Origin of the sequence: Streptomyces sp. NPDC018029 (assembly GCF_044327655.1) — a bacterium.
Lineage (GTDB): Bacteria > Actinomycetota > Actinomycetes > Streptomycetales > Streptomycetaceae > Streptomyces.
The window spans coordinates 156773-176044 of sequence record NZ_JBIRFV010000007.1 but is presented as its reverse complement, the minus strand read 5'-3'; the positions used below and the strand labels follow the sequence as shown (position 1 = coordinate 176044).

Sequence of the window (19272 nt, the reverse complement as noted above, 5' to 3'; positions counted from 1 at the left end):
CCGAAGGCGCCCCTTCAGGGGCGCGGGGAACTGCGCGACAAGCCACAACGAACCCGCAGGCCGAACGGCAGATCAGCTCCCGAGCTCTTTCGGAAGACCCCCCACCCGCAGAGGATCATCCGGCTTCTCCAGAGGCGGCAGCTCCGGCAACGCATCCCACGGCACCTGACTCCTGCGGAGATCCGCACGAACCTTCGCGGCCAGCTTCTTCGTGTCCCGGCGGTTCATGACCGCCCCGACGGCGGCACCCACCATGAAGGGCATGAGGTTCGGCAGGTTCCGGACCATCCGCTTCATGATCTGCTGCCGCAGCTCCCGCTTCATCTGGCCGCCCAGCGCGGCGTTGAAGGTCGTCGGCTTCGTGACGTCGACGCCGCGCTCCTCCGACCAGGAGTTCAGATACGCGGTGCTGCGCTGCTTCAGATTGCCGCCGGGCCGCTGTCCGTAGACCTCGTGCAGTTCGGCGATCAGTTTCAGTTCGATGGCGGCGACGCCGGTGATCTCCGCCGCGAGCTCGGCGGGCATCGCGGGCGGCACCGGCATCATCGCGGCGGCGCCCACTCCCGCGCCCACGGTGGACGTGGCGTTGGCGGCGCCCGCGACGAGCTTGTCCGCGAGCTGCTCGGGGCCGAGGCCCGGGAACTGCTTGCGGAGGGTCGCGAGATCGCGGACCGGGATCCGCGGGGCGTTCTCGATGAGCCGGTCGGCGAGATATCCGATACCGGCCCTGGCGCCGCGCCCGCCCTTGCGCACGCCTTCCTTCACTCCGCGCGTGACGGCGGCAACGCGGCCAAGTCCGGACCCGCCCCCCGCCTTCCGGGTGGCCCTGGGAGCCTCGTCGGCCGCCGTCGCGTCCGGCACCGCCTCCAGGGCGTTCGCCGGTTCGAGCGAGGCTTCTCCGGTGGCGGAAGAGCCTCGCCCGTCATCACGTACACCGGCGTCCTGGACGCCGGCCTCGTCCGCTCCGCCCTTGCGGAAGCGGCGCTTCCTGGACGGGGTCGAGCCAGTCACGGCCGACCCCGCCTCAGTCGCAGTCGCGGCAGATCGGCTGGCCGTTCTTCTCCCTGGCCAGCTGGCTGCGGTGGTGGACCAGGAAGCAGCTCATGCAGGTGAACTCGTCCTGCTGCTTCGGGAGCACGCGGACGGCGAGCTCCTCGTTCGAAAGGTCCGCGCCGGGCAGCTCGAGGCCCTCTGCGGCCTCGAACTCGTCGACGTCTACGGCTGACGTCGACTTGTCGTTCCGACGTGCCTTGAGTTCCTCGATGCTGTCCTCGTTGACGTCATCGTCGGTCTTACGTGGGGTGTCGTAGTCCGTTGCCATGTCGCTCTCCCCCTCTGGGTGTCTGCGGGTGTCTCCAGCGCACGTAACGCGTGAGAGGCCGGACTTGTGCCCGACCCGAGGCGGAGATTTTGCCTCACATCAAGGTCTGTTACTCAATCGACACCCAACCGCACCCCCGAAGAGGTGCTCGGGTTGGATGGCGATCGGACCGTACACGGTCCGAATGTCGCACTTCACGGGCGCCACCCCGTGTACTTCCCGTGATCAAGACACCCGAAAACCCGGATTTTCCCGGCTTTCCGACGACTTTCACGATCACAGAGAGTAGATGGCCGAAAAATCGGCCATGTGATCGATCGCACACTTCTTCCCCGGGGAGGACCCCTGGAAATTCCGCGCAAAGCGAACACGGCGGTGTGTCCGATCCTGCGCCTCAGAGGGGCAGGGTGACTCGCATCACGAGCCCTCCCCCCTCACGCGGCTCCGCGATGATACGGCCCCCGTGGGCCCGCGCCACCGACCGGGCGATCGACAGGCCGAGTCCCACGCCCTTGTCGCTGCCCGTCCGCTCGGTCCGCAGCCTCCGGAACGGCTCGAAAAGGTTGTCGATCTCGTACGCGGGCACCACCGGGCCCGTGTTCGACACCACCAGGACCGCCTGACCGTGCTGGGCCTCCGTGGTGACCTCGACCCAGCCGTCGTCCGGCACGTTGTACCTGACGGCGTTCTGGACGAGGTTCAGGGCGATCCGCTCCAGGAGGACGCCGTTGCCCTGCACGACCGCGGGGCCGCGCTCCCCGCGTATCTCCACGCCCTTGGCCTCGGCCTCGGCGCTGACCTGGTCGACGGCGCGGTCGGCGACCTCGGCGAGGTCGACCGGTTTGCGCTCCACGATCTGGTTGTCGCTGCGGGCGAGCAGCAGCAGGCCCTCCACGAGCTGCTCACTGCGCTCGTTGGTGGCCAGGAGCGTCTTGCCGAGCTGGTGGAGCTCGGGGGGCGCCCCGGGGTCGGAGAGGTGGACCTCCAGGAGCGTGCGGTTGATCGCCAGCGGCGTGCGCAGCTCGTGCGACGCGTTGCCGACGAACCGCTGCTGGGCGGTGAAGGCCCGCTCCAGGCGGTCCAGCATCTCGTCGAAGGTGTCCGAGAGCTCCTTCAGCTCGTCGTCCGGGCCGTCCAGCTCGATGCGGCGGGTCAGGTCCGTGCCGGCCACCCTGCGGGCGGTGCGCGTGATCCGGCCGAGCGGCGAGAGCACGCGGCCCGCCATCGCGTACCCGAAGGCGAAGGCGATCACGGCGAGGCCGAGCAGGGCGAGCAGCGAACGGCTCAGGAGGTTGTCGAGGGCGCTCTGGCGCATCTGGTTGACGCACTCGTTCAGCGCGGCGTTGAGCTGCACCTCCGAGGGGTGCTCCGGGAGCCCCTGGAAGTTGGTACAGGTGCTGCTGCTGACCGTGGACTTGCCCGTGACCCGGAACGGCAGGTCACTGCCGACGTTCAGGGCCTGGGCGGCGAGCAGGTAGATGATCGAGAGGAGCAGGATGCCCGCGATCAGGAACATGCCGCCGTACAGCAGCGTGAGCCGTATACGGATGGTCGGGCGCAGCCACGGGAACGGCGGCTCGACCTTCCTCGGGTCCCACGTCGGCTTCGGGGGCGCGGCTGGTGGCGCCGGGGTCGCGGCCACCGCCGGTCAGATCCGGTAGCCGGAGCCCGGCACCGTCACGATGACGGGCGGCTCACCGAGCTTGCGGCGCAGGGTCATGACGGTGACCCGGACGACGTTCGTGAACGGGTCCGTGTTCTCGTCCCAGGCCTTCTCCAGGAGCTGCTCCGCGGAGACGACCGCGCCCTCGCTGCGCAGCAGCACTTCGAGGACGGCGAACTCCTTGGGGGCCAGCTGGATCTCCCTGCCCTCGCGGAACACCTCGCGGCGGTTGGGGTCGAGCTTGATCCCGGCGCGCTCCAGGACGGGCGGCAGCGGCACGCTGGTGCGCCGCCCGAGGGCACGCACGCGTGCCGTGAGCTCGCTGAACGCGAAGGGCTTGGGGAGATAGTCGTCCGCGCCGATCTCCAGGCCCTCGACGCGGTCGCTGACGTCGCCCGACGCGGTGAGCATCAGGACGCGGGTCGGCATGCCGAGCTCGACGATCTTGCGGCAGACGTCGTCGCCGTGGACGAGCGGGAGGTCCCGGTCGAGCACCACCACGTCGTAGTCGTTGACACCGATGCGCTCCAGGGCGGCCGCTCCGTCGTACACGACGTCGACGGCCATGGCCTCCCGGCGCAGTCCGGTGGCCACCGCATCGGCGAGCAGCTGCTCGTCCTCGACGACGAGTACGCGCACGTGGCTGTCCTTCCTCTGTGCCCCTGCGGGCAGAACTGTCTTGGGTAGGCCTCCATCCTGCCCCTTTCGGCCATAAACCGGCTGTAAGGCGGCCTGGCTCCGGGATCGGCACCCGGGAATGCGGGATTTTCTCCGCCGGTTGAGGTTTCTGCGGAACGGAGCCAGGGGAGGACGGCCTTACACCCGCGATCACGCTTTGTATGTGGTGCGCCACGAACCGCTTTTCCAGAGCGGCTTGAGACGTGATCGCCCCACTCCTTGAGGGCACACCCCCGTGCCATCGACCCACGACCCAGCCGAGGGGGCGCAACCATGGACGCATTCACCGCAGGTCTCCTGCAGCGCATAGAGGCCACGGAGTCCGACCTCACGAAGGCCCGTGAGACGGGAGACGACTTCCTGGCCGAGGTCGAGCTGGCGGAGCTGGAGGATCTCCACCGCCTGGCCGCCGAGCACGGCGTCGAGGTGGGCGCACTCCACGCCTGACCGACGCCTCGGGACATGAGCGGAAGGGCCCCGGCACCTGTGACAGGTGCCGGGGCCCTTCCGTGTGTGTGGGCGGCTCAGTCGTGCCAGGCGCCGAGGTCCTCCAGGAGGCCCTGGAGCGTCTCGAAGAGGGCGGGCGGGGCCGCGATGGCCAGCTCGCCCGAAAGGGCCTCTCCGGGGCGGCCACCGGTCAGCGCGCCCGCTTCCCGCGCCACGAGGTCACCGGCCGCGAAGTCCCAGGGGTTGAGCCCTCGCTCGTAGTACGCGTCGAGGCGGCCCGCCGCCACGTCGCACAGGTCGATGGCGGCCGATCCGGCGCGCCGGATGTCCCGCACCTTCGGGATCAGGTGGCGCACGACCTCGGCCTGCTGGGCGCGGCGCTCGGCGACGTACCCGAAGCCGGTGCCGATCAGCGCCTGGTCGAGCGGCGGCGCGGGACGCACCCGGACCGGCAGGTCGTTCAGGTGGGCGCCCGCTCCGAGGACCGCGCGGTACGTCTCCCCGCGCATCGGGGCGTGCACGACGCCGACGAGCGTCTCGCCGTCCTTGCGGGCGGCGATGGACACCGACCAGTCGGGGCGTCCGTAGAGGTAGTTGACCGTGCCGTCGATGGGGTCGACGACCCACTGGACACCGCTGCTGCCCTCGGAGCTCGCGCCCTCCTCGCCGAGCACACCGTCGGCCGGCCTGCGCTCGGCGAGGAAGTCGGTGATCAGCTTCTCGGAGGCGATGTCCATCTCGGTCACGACGTCGACGGCGCTGGACTTGGTGGCGGCGACGCCCAGGTCGTCGGGCCGGCCGTCGCGCAGGAAGGCCCCGGCGCGGTGCGCGGCCTCCAGGGCGACGGCGAGGAGCTCTGCCTTGAGGTCGGTCACGTCACTCACTTCGGGTCCTTACGCGTACGGGCTGTCGGCGCCCGCGGCGGCGGGCTTCGGGGCGCGGGCGGGGCAGCAGCCCACCGGGCACAGGTCGTGGCTCGCGCCGAGGGAGCCCAGGGCGCACGGGGTGCCGGGCGTGCCGCTCTCCGTGGCGGCCCGCTCCAGGACGAGCTCCCTGATCGCCGCGGCGAACCGCGGGTCGGCGCCGACGGTCGCCGAGCGGCGCACCGGCAGGCCCAGCTCCGCCGCCTTGGCCTTCGCCTCCGTGTCGAGGTCGTACAGGACCTCCATGTGGTCCGAGACGAAGCCGATGGGGACCATGACCACGGCGGGTGCCCCCGCCGCGTGCCGCTCCTCCAGGTGGTCGCAGATGTCGGGCTCCAGCCACGGGATGTGCGGGGCGCCGCTGCGCGACTGGTAGACGAGCTGCCAGGGGTGCTCGACGCCGGTCTCCTCGCGGACGGCGTCGGCGATGAGGCGGGCCACGTCCAGGTGCTCCCGCACGTACGCACCGCCGTCGCCGTGCTCCTCGACGGGGCCCGAGGTGTCCGCCGCGGAGTTCGGGATCGAGTGCGTGGTGAAGGCGAGGTGCGCGCCCTCCCGCACGTCGTCGGGGAGGTCGGCGAGGGACTTCAGGACGCCGTCGATCATGGGGCGGACGAAGCCGGGGTGGTTGAAGTAGTGCCGGAGCTTGTCGACCTTGGGCAGCTCCAGACCCTCGGACTCCAGGACGGCGAGGGAGTCCGCGAGATTCTCGCGGTACTGGCGGCAGCCCGAGTACGAGGCGTACGCACTCGTGGCCAGGACCAGGATGCGGCGGTGGCCGTCGGTGACCATCTGGCGCAGGGTGTCGGTCAGATAGGGCGCCCAGTTGCGGTTGCCCCAGTAGACCGGCAGGTCCAGGCCGTGCTCCGCGAAGTCCTTGCGCAGGGCGTCGAGCAGGGCGCGGTTCTGGTCGTTGATGGGGCTGACCCCGCCGAACAGGAAGTAGTGCTGCCCCACCTCCTTGAGCCGCTCCTTGGGGATGCCGCGGCCACGCGTCACGTTCTCCAGGAACGGGACGACGTCGTCCGGGCCTTCGGGGCCGCCGAAGGAGAGCAGCAGCAGGGCGTCGTACGGAGTGGGATCCAGCGCATCGGACATGTCTCCGATCCTGCCACCCGCCACTGACACGCGGAAAACGGCCTCCGCCGACCGGAAAACCCGGTGCGGCCGACCACCCCGGAGCCGTAAGCTGTATCGGCCATCTTTACGCCTTACCGGAGCCTCTCCCGGGAGCCGCTCCGGTCCCTCAGCGGAGTCCCACGTGCCCAGCCCCTACCGCGCCATCTTCGCCGCCCCCGGCACCAAGGCCTTCTCCAGCGCCGGGTTCCTCGGCCGCATGCCGCTGTCGATGATGGGCATCGGCATCGTGACCATGGTGTCCCAGCTCACCGGGCGGTACGGCCTCGCGGGCGCCCTGTCGGCGACCGTCGCGCTGTCCGCCGCGGCGATCGGACCGCAGATCTCCCGGCTGGTGGACCGGCACGGCCAGCGCCGCGTGCTGCGGCCCGCGACGCTGGTGTCCCTGGCCGCCGTCGCCGGGCTGTTGCTCTGCGCGAAGTTCGAGGCGCCCGACTGGACGCTGTTCGTCTTCGCCGCCCTGGTCGGCTGCGTGCCGAGCGTGGGCTCGATGATCCGCGCGCGCTGGGCCGTCCTGTACCGCGACACCCCGCAGCTCCACACCGCGTACTCGTTCGAGTCGGTGGTGGACGAGGTCTGCTTCATCTTCGGACCGATCATCTCGATCGGCCTGTCCACGGTGTGGTTCCCGGAGGCGGGTCCGCTGCTCGCCGGCGTCTTCCTCGCCGTGGGCGTCTTCTGGCTGACCGCCCAGCGGGCCACCGAACCGGTGCCGCACCCGCGCGAGCACCACACCAAGGAGTCGGCGCTGCGCTCCGTGGGCCTCCAGGTGCTCGTCCTCACCTTCGTCGCGACCGGCGCGATCTTCGGGTCGATCGACGTGGTCACGGTGGCGTACGCGGAGGACCAGGGCCACAAGTCCGCGGCGAGCCTGGTCCTCGCCGTCTACGCGCTCGGCTCGTGCCTGGCCGGCGCGGCCTTCGGGCTGCTGCACTTCAAGGGGGCGCCCGCGCCCCGGTGGCTGCTGGGTGTCTGCGCGATGGCCGTGAGTATGATCCCGCTTCAACTGGTCGGGAACCTTCCGTTGCTGGCCGTGGCGTTGTTCGTAGCGGGCCTCTCCATCGCACCGACAATGATCACGACGATGGCCCTCGTCGAGCAGCACGTACCACGCGCGAAACTGACCGAGGGCATGACGTGGGTGAGCACAGGACTCGCGGTCGGCGTCGCGCTCGGCTCCTCCGCGGCCGGCTGGGTCATCGACGCCGCGGGCTCGGAGGCGGGGTACGGGGTGCCGGGGGTCTCCGGAGCCGTCGCGGTCGCGGTCGGGTTCCTCGGGTATCGCCGGCTGAAGAGGCCGGTGCCGCAACAGGGAGGGACCCATGAGCAGGGGCACGGGCAGCGGGAAGAACACAGCGACGTGGCGTAACTGGGCGGGCAACGTCACCGCACGACCGGCCCGGGAGGTCACTCCCGCTTCGGTCGATGAACTGTCCGCCGCGCTGCGCCGGGCCAAGGACGACGGCCTCAAGGTGAAGCCGGTCGGCTCCGGGCACTCCTTCACGGCGGCCGCCGTGACCGACGGCGTCCTCATACGCCCCGACCTGCTCACGGGCATCCGCGGGATCGACCGCGCGGCCGGCACGGTCACCGTCGGGGCGGGCACTCCGCTGAAGCGCCTGAACGCGGCGCTGGCCCGCGAGGGCCTGTCGCTCACGAACATGGGCGACATCATGGAGCAGACCGTCTCCGGAGCCGTCAGCACCGGCACGCACGGCACGGGCCGCGACTCGGCCTCGATCGCCGCCCAGATCACGGCCCTTGAACTGGTCACCGCGGACGGCACGGTCCTGACCTGCTCCGCCGATGAGAACCCCGACGTCTTCGCCGCGGCCCGGGTCGGACTCGGCGCGCTCGGCGTGATCACCGCGATCACCTTCGCCGTGGAGCCGATCTTCTTCCTCACGGCCCGCGAGGAGCCGATGACCTTCGACAAGGTCACCGACGACTTCGACGCGCTCGTCACCGAGAACGAGCACTTCGAGTTCTACTGGTTCCCGCACACCGGCAACTGCAACACCAAGCGCAACAACCGCAGCCCCGGACCGGCGGAGCCGCCCGGCAGGATCAGCGCCTTCGTAGAGGACGAACTGCTCTCCAACGGCCTCTTCCAGGTGGTCAATTCCCTCGGCCGCGCCGTCCCTGCCGCCATACCCGGCATCGCCAAGATCTCCAGCAAGGCGCTCTCCGCGCGTACGTACACGGACATCCCCTACAAGGTCTTCACCAGCCCGCGCCGCGTGCGGTTCATGGAGATGGAGTACGCCGTCCCGCGCGAAGCGCTCGTCCCGGCCCTGCGTGAGCTGAGGGCGATGATCGAGCGCTCGCGGCTGCGGATCAGCTTCCCCGTGGAGGTCCGCACGGCACCCGCGGACGACATGGCGCTCTCCACGGCCTCGGGCCGGGAGAGCGCCTACATCGCCGTCCACATGTACCGCGGCACGCCCTACCAGGCGTACTTCACGGCCGCCGAGCGGATCTTCACCGCGCACGAGGGGCGGCCGCACTGGGGCAAGGTGCACACGCGCGACGCGGAGTACTTCGCCAAGGCGTACCCCCGCTTCGGCGAGTTCACGGCCCTGCGCGACCGCCTCGACCCGGACCGCCTGTTCGGCAACGCCTACCTGCGGCGGGTCCTCGGCGACTGAACCCCCGCTCTACGGAGTGGGTGTCCCGCCCTGCTGGGGGTCGCCGTCCGTACCGGTGCCCGTGCCGCTCGACGGAGTGGGCGTCGGGGTCGGCGTGGGCGTCGGGTCCGTCTTGGAACCGTCGTCTCCGGAGTCGTTGCCCTGGTCCTTGTCGGGGTCCGTGCCGGTGCCGGTGCCCTGGTCGTCCTTGGAGCCGGAGTCGTTGCCGTTCCCGGTGCCGTTGCCCGGAGTGGGGGTGCCGGTCCCGTTCGGGTCCTGGGTGGCCCCGCCGTCCTTCCCCGAACCGTCACCCGTCTCCGGAGTGCCGTTGTCCGAGGGCTGCCCGGAGGGTTCCACGGAGGGCGTGGACGGCTTCTCCGGAGAGGAGTTGCGGCCCGAGATGCCGTTGCCGATCGTGGTGCCCTTGCCGCCGCTGAGGTCCTGCCCGGAGACCACTTCGTACGTGGTGATCCCCGCCATGGCGACTCCGAAGACGACGGCCGCGGCGATCAACGGCCGCTTCCAGCTGCGGACCTGCGAGCGGTGCGTGGTGCCCTCGGTGAACTCCTCCGAGGGGAGCGGCGGTTCGTAGGAGGGCGCCGGGTCCTGGCCCGCGGTGCGCAGTACGCGCGTGGCGTCGTCCCGCGGCACCAGCTGCGTGGCGTCCAGCTCCGCGGGGTCCACCGAGCCGAGAAGCTGGGTCCTGTCCGCGTCGGGCTCGAGCCCGGCCGCCACGGAGGGCAGCACCGTCGTGGGATCCGCGTCCCCCACCGTGGGCAGCACTGTCGTGGGATCCGCGTCACCGGCCGTGGGCAGCACCGTGGTCGCGTCGGCCTCGGCGCTCTTGTCCGCGTCGGTCGGCTGTGGCCTCCCCCACGTCGTGGTCACGGGGCCCGTCGCGCCGACGGCTCCCCTATAGGCGGCTGTTCCGCCCGTGTAGGCAGCGGTTCTGAACGTCTCGGGCACCTGCTTCGCGGCCGGCACCGGCACCTGCCGCGCCTTCGGCTTGGCCTGCACCGTGACGTCACGTATCTGCTCGCCCGTACGCTTGAAGAAGTGCTGGAAGACGGTGCCGCCACAGGTCGCGATCGCGCTGACGACACCGGCGCCGAAGATCGTCCCGTAGACCCCGAGGTTCGAGGCGAGCTTCGCCGCCACGACCGCGGCGATGGCGCTGCCCGCCACCTGCGGCACGCTCAGATCGAGGCGCCGCTTCTCCTCCGGCTCCTCCTGGTCCTTCGACTCCTTGCCGGAATCCGGCTTTTCACGCATCTCCGACCCTTGCCTGCTTTCTCGCTGTTCTCAACCTTTTCTCGGCCGACTACACGAGACAGGGACGTATGGGCGAAGCGATTAGTTCCGTTTCTGCCTTTTCCGTGAAGTGCGCCACGCGCACGCGGGCGCGGCAGGGCGGGGCGACCGCCAACTCCCTTCCACCACGAGAACTTCGGCGGCGCGGCGGTCCACCCGCGTGGCCCGAATGGAGTACTGTTGCGAGCCCTGGGTCCGGTCTCCCGCCAGGGTGCCCGGGGCCTTCCAGAACCGCCGGGTGGGGGGCTGGCCGCACAGGGTGGCGAAGGTCGTCACTTAGCGTTGCAAAATGGTAACCGTGCCATAACGGCGATCCAGGGCCCCTGCCCGACACGCCGGGCAACTCGGCAAGGTTGTGGCAGGCTGCACCCGGGCAGGCCACACTCGACTAGCGGAAGCAGCGACGCACGTGACGTCGGCAGGCACCACCCGGGAGGTCCCCATGCCCGAACTGCGTGTCGTGGCCGTCAGCAACGACGGCACACGGCTGGTGCTGAAGGCTGCGGACAGCACGGAGTACACGCTTCCGATCGACGAGCGGCTGCGTGCGGCCGTCCGCGGCGACAGGCCCCGACTCGGACAGATCGAGATCGAGGTGGAGAGCCACCTCCGACCGCGCGACATCCAGGCGCGGATACGCGCGGGTGCCAGCGCCGAAGAAGTGGCCCAGCTCGCGGGCATCCCCGTCGATCGTGTCCGCCGCTTCGAAGGGCCCGTGCTCGCCGAGCGCGCCTTCATGGCGGAGCGCGCCAGAAAGACGCCCGTACGCCGCCCCGGTGAGAACACCGGCCCCCAGCTCGGCGAGGCCGTGCAGGAGCGGCTGATGCTGCGGGGCGTCGACAAGGACACCGTCCAGTGGGACTCCTGGCGCCGCGACGACGGCACCTGGGAAGTCCTCCTCGTCTACCGCGTCGCGGCCGAGCCGCACTCCGCGTGCTGGACGTACGACCCGCCCCGGCGGCTCGTCCAGGCCGTGGACGACGAGGCGCGCTCGCTGATCGGCGAGACGGACGACATCTCCGCGCCCGAGCCCAGCTTCCCGTTCGTGCCGCGCATCGCGCGCCTCCCCAGGGACCGCCCTGCGGACCGGCCGCTCGACCGCGCCCTGGACCGTCAGCTGGACCGCCCGAGCATCCCCGCCCCTCCCGCCGACCCCGCGGAGGAGGGCACCGGTGCCGGTGGCGCGGTCGCCGAGCAGGAGCGCGACTCCCTGACCAGCCTCCTGGAGGCGGTGCCCAGCTTCCGCGGCGACATGGTCGTGCCCGAGCGCCCCTCGGCCGCGACCACCACGGAACTGCCGCCGCCCGCCCAGGAGGAGCCCGAGCAGGAGCCGGACGCCGAGGAGCCCCCGGCGGCGTCGGCCGGTGCCGGCGCGGCCTATGCGGACGTCCTCATGCCGCGCTCGGTGGCCAGCCACCGCGACCGGCTCGTCGGCTCCACGGACCGTCAGGCCGAGGCCGACGGGGTGCGTCCTGGCCGCCGCGCGGCGGTCCCCAGCTGGGACGAGATCGTCTTCGGCACCCGCCGCAAGAAGCAGGAGTAACCGTCGGACGGCCACGGTCCCCGCGCCCTCCGGGTGCGGGGACCGGCCGCTTCCTACTGCGGGTCGGGGCCCGTCGCCACAGGGCGCGAGGGGTCGGCCGTCCACTCCGACCACGAGCCGACGTACAGCGCGGCGGGAATCCCCGCCACCGCGAGGGCGAGCACCTCGTGGGCGCCCGAGACGCCCGAGCCGCAGTAGACGCCGACCTCCGAAGTGCCGGACGTGCCGAGCGCCTTGAAGCGGTCCGCCAGCTCGTCGGCCGGCTTGAAGCGGCCGTCCGCCGCGACGTTCTCCGTGGTCGGCGCCGAGACCGCGCCCGGGATGTGGCCGGCCACACGGTCGATCGGCTCGACCTCGCCGCGGTAGCGCTCGGCCGCGCGGGCGTCCAGGAGGAGCCCGGAGCGCGCCAGGGCCGCGGCGGACTCCGCGTCCAGCAGGTCCTTGCTGTTGGGGGCCGGCTCGAAGGAGCCCTCGGCCGGAGCCGGGCCCGCGCCCTGCTCCAACGGGCCCGTCCAGAAGCCGATGCCCCCGTCGATGACCCGGACGGACGCGTGGCCCGTCCAGCGCAGCATCCACCACAGCCGGGCCGCCGCCCAGTTCTGGCCACCGTCGTAGACGACGACGGGCCGGTCCTGCGAGACCCCGGCCGCCCGCATCACGGCGCCGAACCGGTCCACGTCGGGCAGCGGGTGCCGGCCGCCCGCACCCGCGGGACCGGCCAGGTCGGCGTCCAGATCGACGAAGACAGCCGACGGGATGTGCCCTTCCTCGTATGCGGAGCGCAGGGAGCCCTCGTGCTGCCAGCGGACGTCGAGCACGACCGGCGGATTCTCGCCGGCCAGCTCGCTCGCGAGTTCGGATGCGGAGATGATGGCATTCATGGCCCCATCCTTGCGCACGGGGTGGTCGACTCGCCAAGGTCCGGCTACCCTGCCCGCCGGACGACGCCCGACCACGGGGCGTACGGAACCATGCACGGCCTGTTCGGCTGACACGGCCTGTCCGGCTGATGGTCACCGGAGCGCAGTCACGTGTTCATGGACACGGTCACGTGTTCACGGATGAGAAGCGGGAAATCGGGCATCTACCGCGGGAAGCCGGACGGAGCGGCGCCGTCGGGGCGCGTGAGGCGGCAGGCGGTGCGAGCATCTGCACGGGCACGAGTCCGCGCGGCATCGTACGCGCATTCGAGAATGAAGCTGAGCGGTCGCACGAAGACCGAGGAGAGGGTGACGATGACCGAGGCGCGGGCGAATGGGGTCTCCCCTGACCGGAGCTCGTCTGAACAGAGCTCGTCGGAGCCCTTCGGGAAGGTCCGGCGGGACGGTGCGTGGACCGGCCTGCGGGACAAGCCCGGGACGCCCTGCTGGGTGAGTCTGATGACACATGACCTGCGCGCGACCCAGGAGTTCTACGGGTCACTCTTCGGGTGGAAGTTCCGGCCGGGCCCGCAGCAGCTCGGCCCGTATGTGCGGGCCCTGCTCGACGACCAGGAGGTGGCGGGCATCGGCCAGCTGCCCGCGGGACGCCATCTGCCCATCGCCTGGACGCCCTATCTGGCCACGGACGACGCGGACGCGACGGCGGAGGCGGTGCGGCACTGCGGCGGCACGGTCGGCGTCGGTCCGCTCGACGCGGGCGAGGCCGGGCGGCTGATCATCGCGTCGGACCCGATGGGCGCGGTGTTCGGCGTCTGGCAGGCGGCGGCCCACCTGGGCACCGCGGTGGTCGGCAGGCCCGGCACGCCGACCTGGAACGAACTGGTGACCCTGGAGACGGCGAGCGTCGTCAAGTTCTACCAGAACGTCTTCCACTGCACCGTGGAGGCCGTCGTCTCGGCCGACTTCGACTATGTGACGCTGTGCGTGGACGACCGGCCGGTGGCGGGCGTGCACGGCGTGGGCCAGGCGCTCCCGCGCGACCGGGGCCCGCACTGGATGACCCACTTCGAAGTCGCCGACGTCGACGAGGCGGTGGAGCGGGTCCTCGACCTCGGCGGCCAGGTCGTCAGGCCCCCCTGGGTCGGCACCTACGGCCGGATGGCGACGGTCGCCGACCCGGACGGCGCGTCCTTCACTCTCGTACGCTCACACACGGACGGCTGAGCCGGGCGCGGCGGCCGCCGTGTCGACCGGCAGCACGTCCGGCGACAGGGCTCCGGCACGCGCGGTCGCCGCCGTCGTCCTGCGCCGGTGATGGCGGCGGCACAGCACTTCGTACCCCACCTCGTCCGCCGACTGGTTGACGTCGCCGACGACGACCTGGGCGCCCTCGACGACCATCTCGCCGCCTATGGTGCGGGCGTTGTGCGTGGCGCGGGCGCCGCACCAGCAGAGCGCCTCGACCTGGAGGACCTCGACGCGGTCGGCGAGTTCGACCAGGCGCTGCGAGCCCGGGAAGAGCTTGGAGCGGAAGTCCGTGGTGATACCGAACGCGAAGACGTCGAGGCCGAGGTCGTCGACGACCCTGGCGAGCTGGTCGATCTGGTCCGGCGCCAGGAACTGCGCCTCGTCCGCGATCACGTAGTCCGCGCGGCCGCCCCGCGAGAGGTGGTCGACGAGGTGGGCGTAGAAGTCGAAGTCGTCGGCGGCCTCGATCGCGTCGGTGACGAGCCCGAGGCGGGAGGAGAGCTTGCCCTCGCCCGCGCGGTCGTCCCGAGTGAAGATCATCCCCTGGAGTCCGCGGGCGGAGCGGTTGTGCTCGATCTGCAGAGCCAGCGTGCTCTTTCCGCAGTCCATCGTTCCGGAGAAGAACACCAGCTCGGGCATGGGGGGTCGAAGACCTTTCGGGACTCGGGGAGACAGGGGTGGGCGGGGGCCGGTCAGGAGCGTACTTCGAGGAGCGGGACGAGCTGCTCCACGGGGGTCATGGAGCCGTGCATACCGACCAGGGCGGACTCCTTGGGCTCACGCTCCGAGGCGATGATCGCCACGTCCGCGTGGGCCGCCGCGACGACATCGCCGATGCGCCCGTACACACGTTGATCAATGTGTGGACCGAACCAGCCCGCGGCGATCGCCTCGTCACGTCCGGCCACCCAGAACTGCTCGCCGAGGACCTCGCGCCAGACCGTCAGGACGTCGTTCTCGGCACCCGGGACCGCGTAGACGTGCCGGGCGCGGCCCTCGCCGCCGAGGAGGGCGACGCCGGCGCGCAGCTCCCAGTCCGCGTCGAAGTCGATGCGGGACTCGTCGTCGAAGGGGATGTCGAGCATGCCGTGGTCCGCGGTCACGTACAAGGCGCTGCGCGGGGGCAGCTGCTCGGCGAGGCGCTGCACGAGCCGGTCGACGTACATGAGCTGGCCGCGCCAGGCATCGGAGTCGACACCGAAGCGGTGGCCCTTGCCGTCCACTTCCGCGTAGTACGTGTAGACCAAAGAGCGGTCCCCGGCGGCGAGTTGCTCAGCGGCGAGGTCCATGCGGTCCTCTCCGGAGACCCTGCCCCGGAAGGAACCGCCGCTCAGGGCGACCTTGGTGAGCGGGGTGTGCTCGAAGGTCGGCGAGGAGACCTGCGCGGTGTGCACACCGGCCTCGTGGGCGCGCTGGAAGACGGTGGGGTACGGCTGCCAGGCGTGCGGGTCGGTCCACGGGTTCCAGCGGAGCTGGTTCATCAGCTCGCCGGTCGCGGGATCCCGGACGGTGTAGCCGGGCAGGCCGTGCGCGCCGGGCGGCAGGCCCGTGCCGACCGAGGCGAGCGAGGTCGCGGTGGTGGCGGGGAAGCCCGCGGTGACGGGCCGCCCGGTGCCGCCGCGCGAGCTCTCCAGCAGCGAGGTCAGGAAGGGAGCCTCGGCCGGGTGCGCCTTGAGCTGCTCCCAGCCCAGGCCGTCGATCAGGAAGACGCAGTTCCGGTCGGCCGGGGCGAGTTCGGGGATGACGGGTGTGAAGCCGTCGACGCCCTGGTGGGCGACGAGCGTGGGCAGCAGGTCGGCCAGCGAGCCGGTGCCGTACGCGGGCACGGGGGCGGTGTCGAGGGCGAGCGGTTGTACGTCGTCCCAGGCGGGCAGCGACATCAGCGGGCGGTGTCCGCGGTCGCCTCGGACAGGGCCTGGGCGAAGGCGAGGGTCTGCCGCACGGCGTCGGGGCCGTCGCCCGCCTCGCTGACGCGCAGGCTCAGGTCGTCGGCGGTCGAGCTGCCCGTGTACCCGTGGTCCGCCTCGCAGTTGGGGTCGCCGCAGGCCGCGGGCTCCAGGTCGAGGCGCGCCACGGCGCCCCAGCCGATGGTCAGGACGACCTCGCGGGGCGGGGTGCCCGGAACGTACTTCTCGGGGTTGCCGACGACGCGGCTGACCACGACCGAGGAGATGCGGCCGATCTTGACCGACTCGGTGGAGGTCGTCGCGTACGGCGTCGGGGACGTGCTGTCCGCCGCCTGCTCGTCGGTGTGGCTGACGATGAAGCGCGTGCCGGTCAGGACGAGGACGGTGACGTGCCGGCGCACTTCGTTGGCGTCGAACGTCGTCTCCTGGTGGACCAGGTAGGACCCGATGGCCTCGCCGCCGATCGCGGCCTCCACCGCCTCGGCCACGAGGGCCGGGTAGTAGCCGCTGCGCTCGATCGCCGCGCGCAGCCCCTGGGTCGTCGTACCGGTCTTTGCCATGCCGTCCATCCTACGGCCCGGTGCGGGGCGCACGGTGCCCCGCGGCCTCAGTACCCGGGAAGGGTGCGTGGGCCGAGGTCGTCGCGGGCGGGCGGGGGCGCGAGCCGGACCGAGGCGTCGAGCACGGAGAGGCCCCGTTGGGCGACGACCACGGGCTCCAAGGAGACGGTGACCACTTCGGGGTGGTCGTCGACGAGCCGGGAGACCCGCTGGAGCAGTTCTTCCAGGGCCGGGGTGTCCACGGGGGCGGAGCCTCGCCAGCCGAAGAGGAGCGGCGCGGTCCGGATGGACCTGACCATGGAGCCCGCCTCGCGGTCGGTGACCGGGACGAGGCGGTGGGCGGTGTCGCCGAGCAGTTCGGACGCGGCGCCCGCCAGGCCGAAGGAGAGCACCGCTCCGGCGGCCGGGTCGATGACCGCGCGCACGACGGTGTCGACGCCGCGCGGCACCATGCCCTGCACGACGGGCCGCAGCTCGGCGGGGCTCCCGAAGGCGTCCGTCAGTTCCTGGTACGTCCGGCGCAGTTGCTCCTCGTCGGCGAGGTCGAGGCGCACTCCGCCGAGGTCGGCGCGGTGCCGCAGGTGCGGGGCCGTGGTCTTCAGGGCGACGGGGTAGCCGAGGGTGCGCGCGGCCTCTGCCGCAGCGTCGGGTCCCGGCGCGGGCAGGGCCTGGCGTACGCGGATGCCGTAGCGCCCGAGCAGCTCGTGGGCGTCGGCCGGGGCGAGGGTGAGTCCGCGCGGGTCGCCGTCCTCGGCGAGCAGCTCCGCGATGCGGTCGGCGGCTCCGCTCTCGTCGATGTCGTCGTACTCGGGCACGCGCCCCGGCTCGGCGGCCTCGCGCCGCCACTGGGCGTACTTGACGGCTTCGGAGAGGGCGCGGACGGCCCGCTCGGCGGCGGGGTAGGCCGGGATGCGGTACTGCTCCGTGGCAGGTGCTGGCTCCTCCGGGGCGTCCGGTGCGGCTTCCTCGGCGGGTTGCCTGCTGGTCGGCGGGGCGGGGGCGTCGGGGCGGGTGCTGGCCGCGGCGGCCAGCGCCTCGGCGAGCCCGCCGAGCTCGACGTGGACCACGGCGACGGGCTTCGCCGGGCAGCCCGCGGCGGCGGCCCGCAACTCCGTGGCCAGCGTCTCGGGGTCGGTGGCGGCCCCGTCCTCACCCACCCAGGGGATCGCGTTGACGATCACCGCGTCGCAGCCGTCGTCCGACAGCGCCTCGGCGAGCGCGGCACGGAAGTCGGCCGGGGTCGCCGCCGTCGTGAGGTCGCGGGGCGGCAGCGGCCGCAGTCCGTCGGCGACGCAGGCGTCGTACGTGAGGAGGCCGAGGGACTCGCTGTTCCCGAGGATGCCCACGCGGGGTCCTGAGGGCAGCGGCTGCCCGGCGAGCAGCAGCCCCGCGTCGACCATCTCCGTGACGGTGTCGACGCGGATGACGCCCGCCTGGCGCAGCAGTGCCGAGACGGTGGCGTGCGGCAGGCGGGTGGCCTGCACGGCGTGGCCGGTCGGGGTGATGCCGCTGTGCCGGGCGCCCTGGACGACGACGAGGGGCTTGGTGGTGGCCGAACGCCGCGCGAGACGCGTGAACTTGCGCGGGTTGCCGATGGTCTCCAGGTACATCAGCGTGACGTCGGTGTCGGGGTCCTCGAACCAGTACTGCAGCAGGTCGTTGCCCGACACGTCGGCGCGGTTGCCGGATCCGACGAACGTGGAGAGGCCCGCGCCCCGTCGGTGCAGTCCGGACAGCAGGGCGATCCCGATCGCGCCGGACTGGGTGAACAGGCCGATCCGCCCGCGCGCGGGGGACTGCGGGGCGAGTGAGGCGTTGAGCCGCGTCTCCGGAGAGGTGTTGATGACACCGAAGGCGTTCGGGCCGATGATGCGCATGCCGTAGGAGCGGGCCTGGCGCACCAGTTCGCGCTGCCGCTCGCGGCCGAGTGGGCCGCTCTCTCCGTAGCCCGCGGAGAGCACCACGAGGCCGCGCACGCCGCGCTCACCGCACTCGGCGACGGCCTGGGGGACGCGCTCGGCGGGCACGGCGACCACCGCGAGGTCCACGGGCTCCTCGATGGCCGCTACAGAGCGGTGCGCGGGCACTCCGTCGACGCGGGCGCCCTCGGGCTCCTCTTCGAAGGCGCTGTTCACCGCGTACAGGCGCCCGGTGAAGCCGGACTCCCGGAGGTTGGCGAGCACGCTGCGGCCGACGCCGCCGGGGGCCCGGCCCACGCCGATCACCGCGACCGAGCCGGGGGTCAGGAGGCGCTGCACGGACCGTCCCTCGGCGCGCTGTTCGCGGGCGCGCTGCACGGCGAGCGAGCGGGCGGTCGGCTCCAGGTCGAACTCCAGGCGTACGACGCCGTCCTCGAAGCTGCGCTTCTGCTGGTAGCCCGCGTCCGTGAACACCTTGATCATCTTGGTGTTGGCGGGCAGCACCTCGGCGGCGAAGCGCCGGATGCCGCGCTCCCTGGCGACGGCCGCGATGTGCTCCAGGAGCGTGGAGGCGACGCCGCGGCCCTGGTGGGCGTCCTGCACGAGGAAGGCGACCTCGGCCTCGTCCGCGGGCGCGCTGGCGGCCATGCCGCGCTCGTCGATGCGGTCGTAGCGCACGGTGGCGATGAACTCGCCGCCCACCGTGGCCGCGAGGCCCACCCGGTCCACCTGGTCGTGGTGGGTGAAGCGGTGCACGTCCTTGGCGGACAGCCGTGGGTAGGGCGCGAAGAAGCGGTAGTACTTCGACTCGTCCGAGACCTGTTCGTAGAAGCTGACCAGGCGGTCCGCGTCCTCGGCCGTGATGGGCCTGATCCGGGCGGTGCCTCCGTCGCGCAGCACCACATCGGCTTCCCAGTGGGAGGGGTAGTCGTGCCGATCCTGCTGATCCGACGGGGTCTGCATGGGGCCAGGGTACGGGTCGCGCGGCCGTCGGGGCCGGGGCAAGCTGGGACGGGTCGAGGGCGGCCCGGGCCGGACGCGGGTCGGCAGAGCACCCGTGACGGCATGAGACACTGGTCTAGACAAGTGTGAGACACCTGGAAGGGC

17 protein-coding genes are annotated in these 19272 nt (G+C 71.9%); 5 read left to right on the top strand and 12 right to left on the bottom strand.

Annotation, left to right across the window (positions count from 1 at the left end):
• Nucleotides 1–72 precede the first annotated feature (72 nt).
• The 4 genes from ACH4D5_RS22345 to ACH4D5_RS22330 all read right to left on the bottom strand — a co-directional run bounded on the left by ACH4D5_RS22345 (nt 73) and on the right by ACH4D5_RS22330 (nt 3623).
• Nucleotides 73–1011 carry a hypothetical protein gene (locus tag ACH4D5_RS22345; RefSeq protein ID WP_398305218.1) on the bottom strand — a complete coding sequence of 313 codons (939 nt, stop codon included), beginning with the start codon at nt 1009–1011 and terminating at the stop codon, nt 73–75.
• Between the two features lie 13 nt (nt 1012–1024).
• A complete protein-coding gene (locus ACH4D5_RS22340; RefSeq protein ID WP_055544889.1) occupies nt 1025–1321 on the bottom strand; it encodes a DUF4193 domain-containing protein in 297 nt (98 codons plus the stop codon).
• A gap of 394 nt (nt 1322–1715) precedes the next feature.
• Entirely contained in the window at nt 1716–2963 is a 1248-nt protein-coding gene (locus ACH4D5_RS22335) for a sensor histidine kinase (RefSeq protein WP_398305215.1), read from the bottom strand.
• Between the two features lie 6 nt (nt 2964–2969).
• Nucleotides 2970–3623, bottom strand: coding sequence for a response regulator transcription factor (locus tag ACH4D5_RS22330; RefSeq protein ID WP_365354778.1), 654 nt, complete (start codon nt 3621–3623; stop codon nt 2970–2972).
• A 312-nt stretch (nt 3624–3935) separates the two neighbouring features.
• Between ACH4D5_RS22330 and ACH4D5_RS22325 the strand changes: the two genes are divergently transcribed.
• Nucleotides 3936–4109, top strand: coding sequence for a hypothetical protein (locus ACH4D5_RS22325; RefSeq protein ID WP_361731879.1), 174 nt, complete (start codon nt 3936–3938; stop codon nt 4107–4109).
• Nucleotides 4110–4186: 77 nt separating this feature from the next.
• On the opposite strand, the gene ACH4D5_RS22320 is transcribed toward ACH4D5_RS22325, so the two are convergent.
• Nucleotides 4187–4984: an inositol monophosphatase family protein gene (locus ACH4D5_RS22320; protein WP_398306024.1), complete on the bottom strand. Its 798-nt coding sequence runs from the start codon at nt 4982–4984 to the stop codon at nt 4187–4189.
• Nucleotides 4985–5002: 18 nt separating this feature from the next.
• A complete protein-coding gene (locus tag ACH4D5_RS22315; RefSeq protein ID WP_398305211.1) occupies nt 5003–6130 on the bottom strand; it encodes a ferrochelatase in 1128 nt (375 codons plus the stop codon).
• Between the two features lie 163 nt (nt 6131–6293).
• Between ACH4D5_RS22315 and ACH4D5_RS22310 the strand changes: the two genes are divergently transcribed.
• Complete coding sequence (locus ACH4D5_RS22310; protein WP_398305208.1) at nt 6294–7538, top strand: MFS transporter; 1245 nt, start codon at nt 6294–6296, stop codon at nt 7536–7538.
• Nucleotides 7492–8817 (top strand): D-arabinono-1,4-lactone oxidase, encoded by a 1326-nt coding sequence (locus ACH4D5_RS22305; RefSeq protein WP_398305205.1) that lies wholly within the window; start codon nt 7492–7494, stop codon nt 8815–8817. The genes ACH4D5_RS22310 and ACH4D5_RS22305 overlap by 47 nt, the downstream gene beginning before the upstream one ends.
• A 9-nt stretch (nt 8818–8826) precedes the next feature.
• Here the strand turns inward: ACH4D5_RS22305 and ACH4D5_RS22300 are convergent, their stop codons facing one another.
• Nucleotides 8827–10068, bottom strand: coding sequence for a hypothetical protein (locus tag ACH4D5_RS22300; protein WP_398305202.1), 1242 nt, complete (start codon nt 10066–10068; stop codon nt 8827–8829).
• A 481-nt stretch (nt 10069–10549) separates the two neighbouring features.
• On the opposite strand from ACH4D5_RS22300, the gene sepH reads away from it, so the two are divergent.
• The gene (gene sepH / locus ACH4D5_RS22295; protein WP_362992748.1) at nt 10550–11650 is read left to right on the top strand and encodes a septation protein SepH; all 1101 of its coding nucleotides are present in this window, start codon (nt 10550–10552) and stop codon (nt 11648–11650) included.
• A gap of 53 nt (nt 11651–11703) precedes the next feature.
• Here sepH and ACH4D5_RS22290 read toward each other — a convergent pair whose 3' ends face one another.
• On the bottom strand, nt 11704–12531 hold the full coding sequence (locus ACH4D5_RS22290) for a sulfurtransferase (RefSeq protein ID WP_398305199.1): 828 nt from the start codon (nt 12529–12531) through the stop codon (nt 11704–11706).
• Nucleotides 12532–13029: 498 nt separating this feature from the next.
• Here ACH4D5_RS22290 and ACH4D5_RS22285 point away from each other — a divergent pair, with 498 nt between their 5' ends.
• Complete coding sequence (locus tag ACH4D5_RS22285; protein WP_398305196.1) at nt 13030–13755, top strand: VOC family protein; 726 nt, start codon at nt 13030–13032, stop codon at nt 13753–13755.
• Here the strand turns inward: ACH4D5_RS22285 and ACH4D5_RS22280 are convergent.
• Genes ACH4D5_RS22280 through ACH4D5_RS22265 form a run of 4 tightly spaced genes read right to left on the bottom strand, consistent with a single transcriptional unit; the run spans nt 13738 to nt 19128 of the window.
• Nucleotides 13738–14418 (bottom strand): thymidine kinase, encoded by a 681-nt coding sequence (locus tag ACH4D5_RS22280; RefSeq protein WP_398305193.1) that lies wholly within the window; start codon nt 14416–14418, stop codon nt 13738–13740. The two genes, ACH4D5_RS22285 and ACH4D5_RS22280, sit on opposite strands and share 18 nt — an antisense overlap.
• A gap of 53 nt (nt 14419–14471) precedes the next feature.
• Nucleotides 14472–15659, bottom strand: coding sequence for an alkaline phosphatase family protein (locus ACH4D5_RS22275; protein WP_398305190.1), 1188 nt, complete (start codon nt 15657–15659; stop codon nt 14472–14474).
• Nucleotides 15659–16246, bottom strand: coding sequence for a DUF5998 family protein (locus tag ACH4D5_RS22270; RefSeq protein WP_362992738.1), 588 nt, complete (start codon nt 16244–16246; stop codon nt 15659–15661). The genes ACH4D5_RS22275 and ACH4D5_RS22270 overlap by 1 nt, the downstream gene beginning before the upstream one ends.
• Nucleotides 16247–16293: 47 nt before the next feature.
• Nucleotides 16294–19128: a GNAT family N-acetyltransferase gene (locus tag ACH4D5_RS22265; RefSeq protein WP_398305187.1), complete on the bottom strand. Its 2835-nt coding sequence runs from the start codon at nt 19126–19128 to the stop codon at nt 16294–16296.
• Nucleotides 19129–19272: the final 144 nt, after the last annotated feature.

Coding starts and splice junctions, on each gene's coding strand:
- ACH4D5_RS22305 (WP_398305205.1), top strand. CDS start 7,492: ATGAGCAGGGGCACGGGCAGCGGGAAGAACACAGCGACGTGGCGTAAC.
- ACH4D5_RS22290 (WP_398305199.1), bottom strand. CDS start 12,531: ATGAATGCCATCATCTCCGCATCCGAACTCGCGAGCGAGCTGGCCGGC.
- ACH4D5_RS22275 (WP_398305190.1), bottom strand. CDS start 15,659: ATGTCGCTGCCCGCCTGGGACGACGTACAACCGCTCGCCCTCGACACC.
- ACH4D5_RS22265 (WP_398305187.1), bottom strand. CDS start 19,128: ATGCAGACCCCGTCGGATCAGCAGGATCGGCACGACTACCCCTCCCAC.
- ACH4D5_RS22285 (WP_398305196.1), top strand. CDS start 13,030: ATGACACATGACCTGCGCGCGACCCAGGAGTTCTACGGGTCACTCTTC.
- sepH (WP_362992748.1), top strand. CDS start 10,550: ATGCCCGAACTGCGTGTCGTGGCCGTCAGCAACGACGGCACACGGCTG.
- ACH4D5_RS22315 (WP_398305211.1), bottom strand. CDS start 6,130: ATGTCCGATGCGCTGGATCCCACTCCGTACGACGCCCTGCTGCTGCTC.
- ACH4D5_RS22325 (WP_361731879.1), top strand. CDS start 3,936: ATGGACGCATTCACCGCAGGTCTCCTGCAGCGCATAGAGGCCACGGAG.
- ACH4D5_RS22270 (WP_362992738.1), bottom strand. CDS start 16,246: ATGGCAAAGACCGGTACGACGACCCAGGGGCTGCGCGCGGCGATCGAG.
- ACH4D5_RS22300 (WP_398305202.1), bottom strand. CDS start 10,068: ATGCGTGAAAAGCCGGATTCCGGCAAGGAGTCGAAGGACCAGGAGGAG.
- ACH4D5_RS22340 (WP_055544889.1), bottom strand. CDS start 1,321: ATGGCAACGGACTACGACACCCCACGTAAGACCGACGATGACGTCAAC.
- ACH4D5_RS22280 (WP_398305193.1), bottom strand. CDS start 14,418: ATGCCCGAGCTGGTGTTCTTCTCCGGAACGATGGACTGCGGAAAGAGC.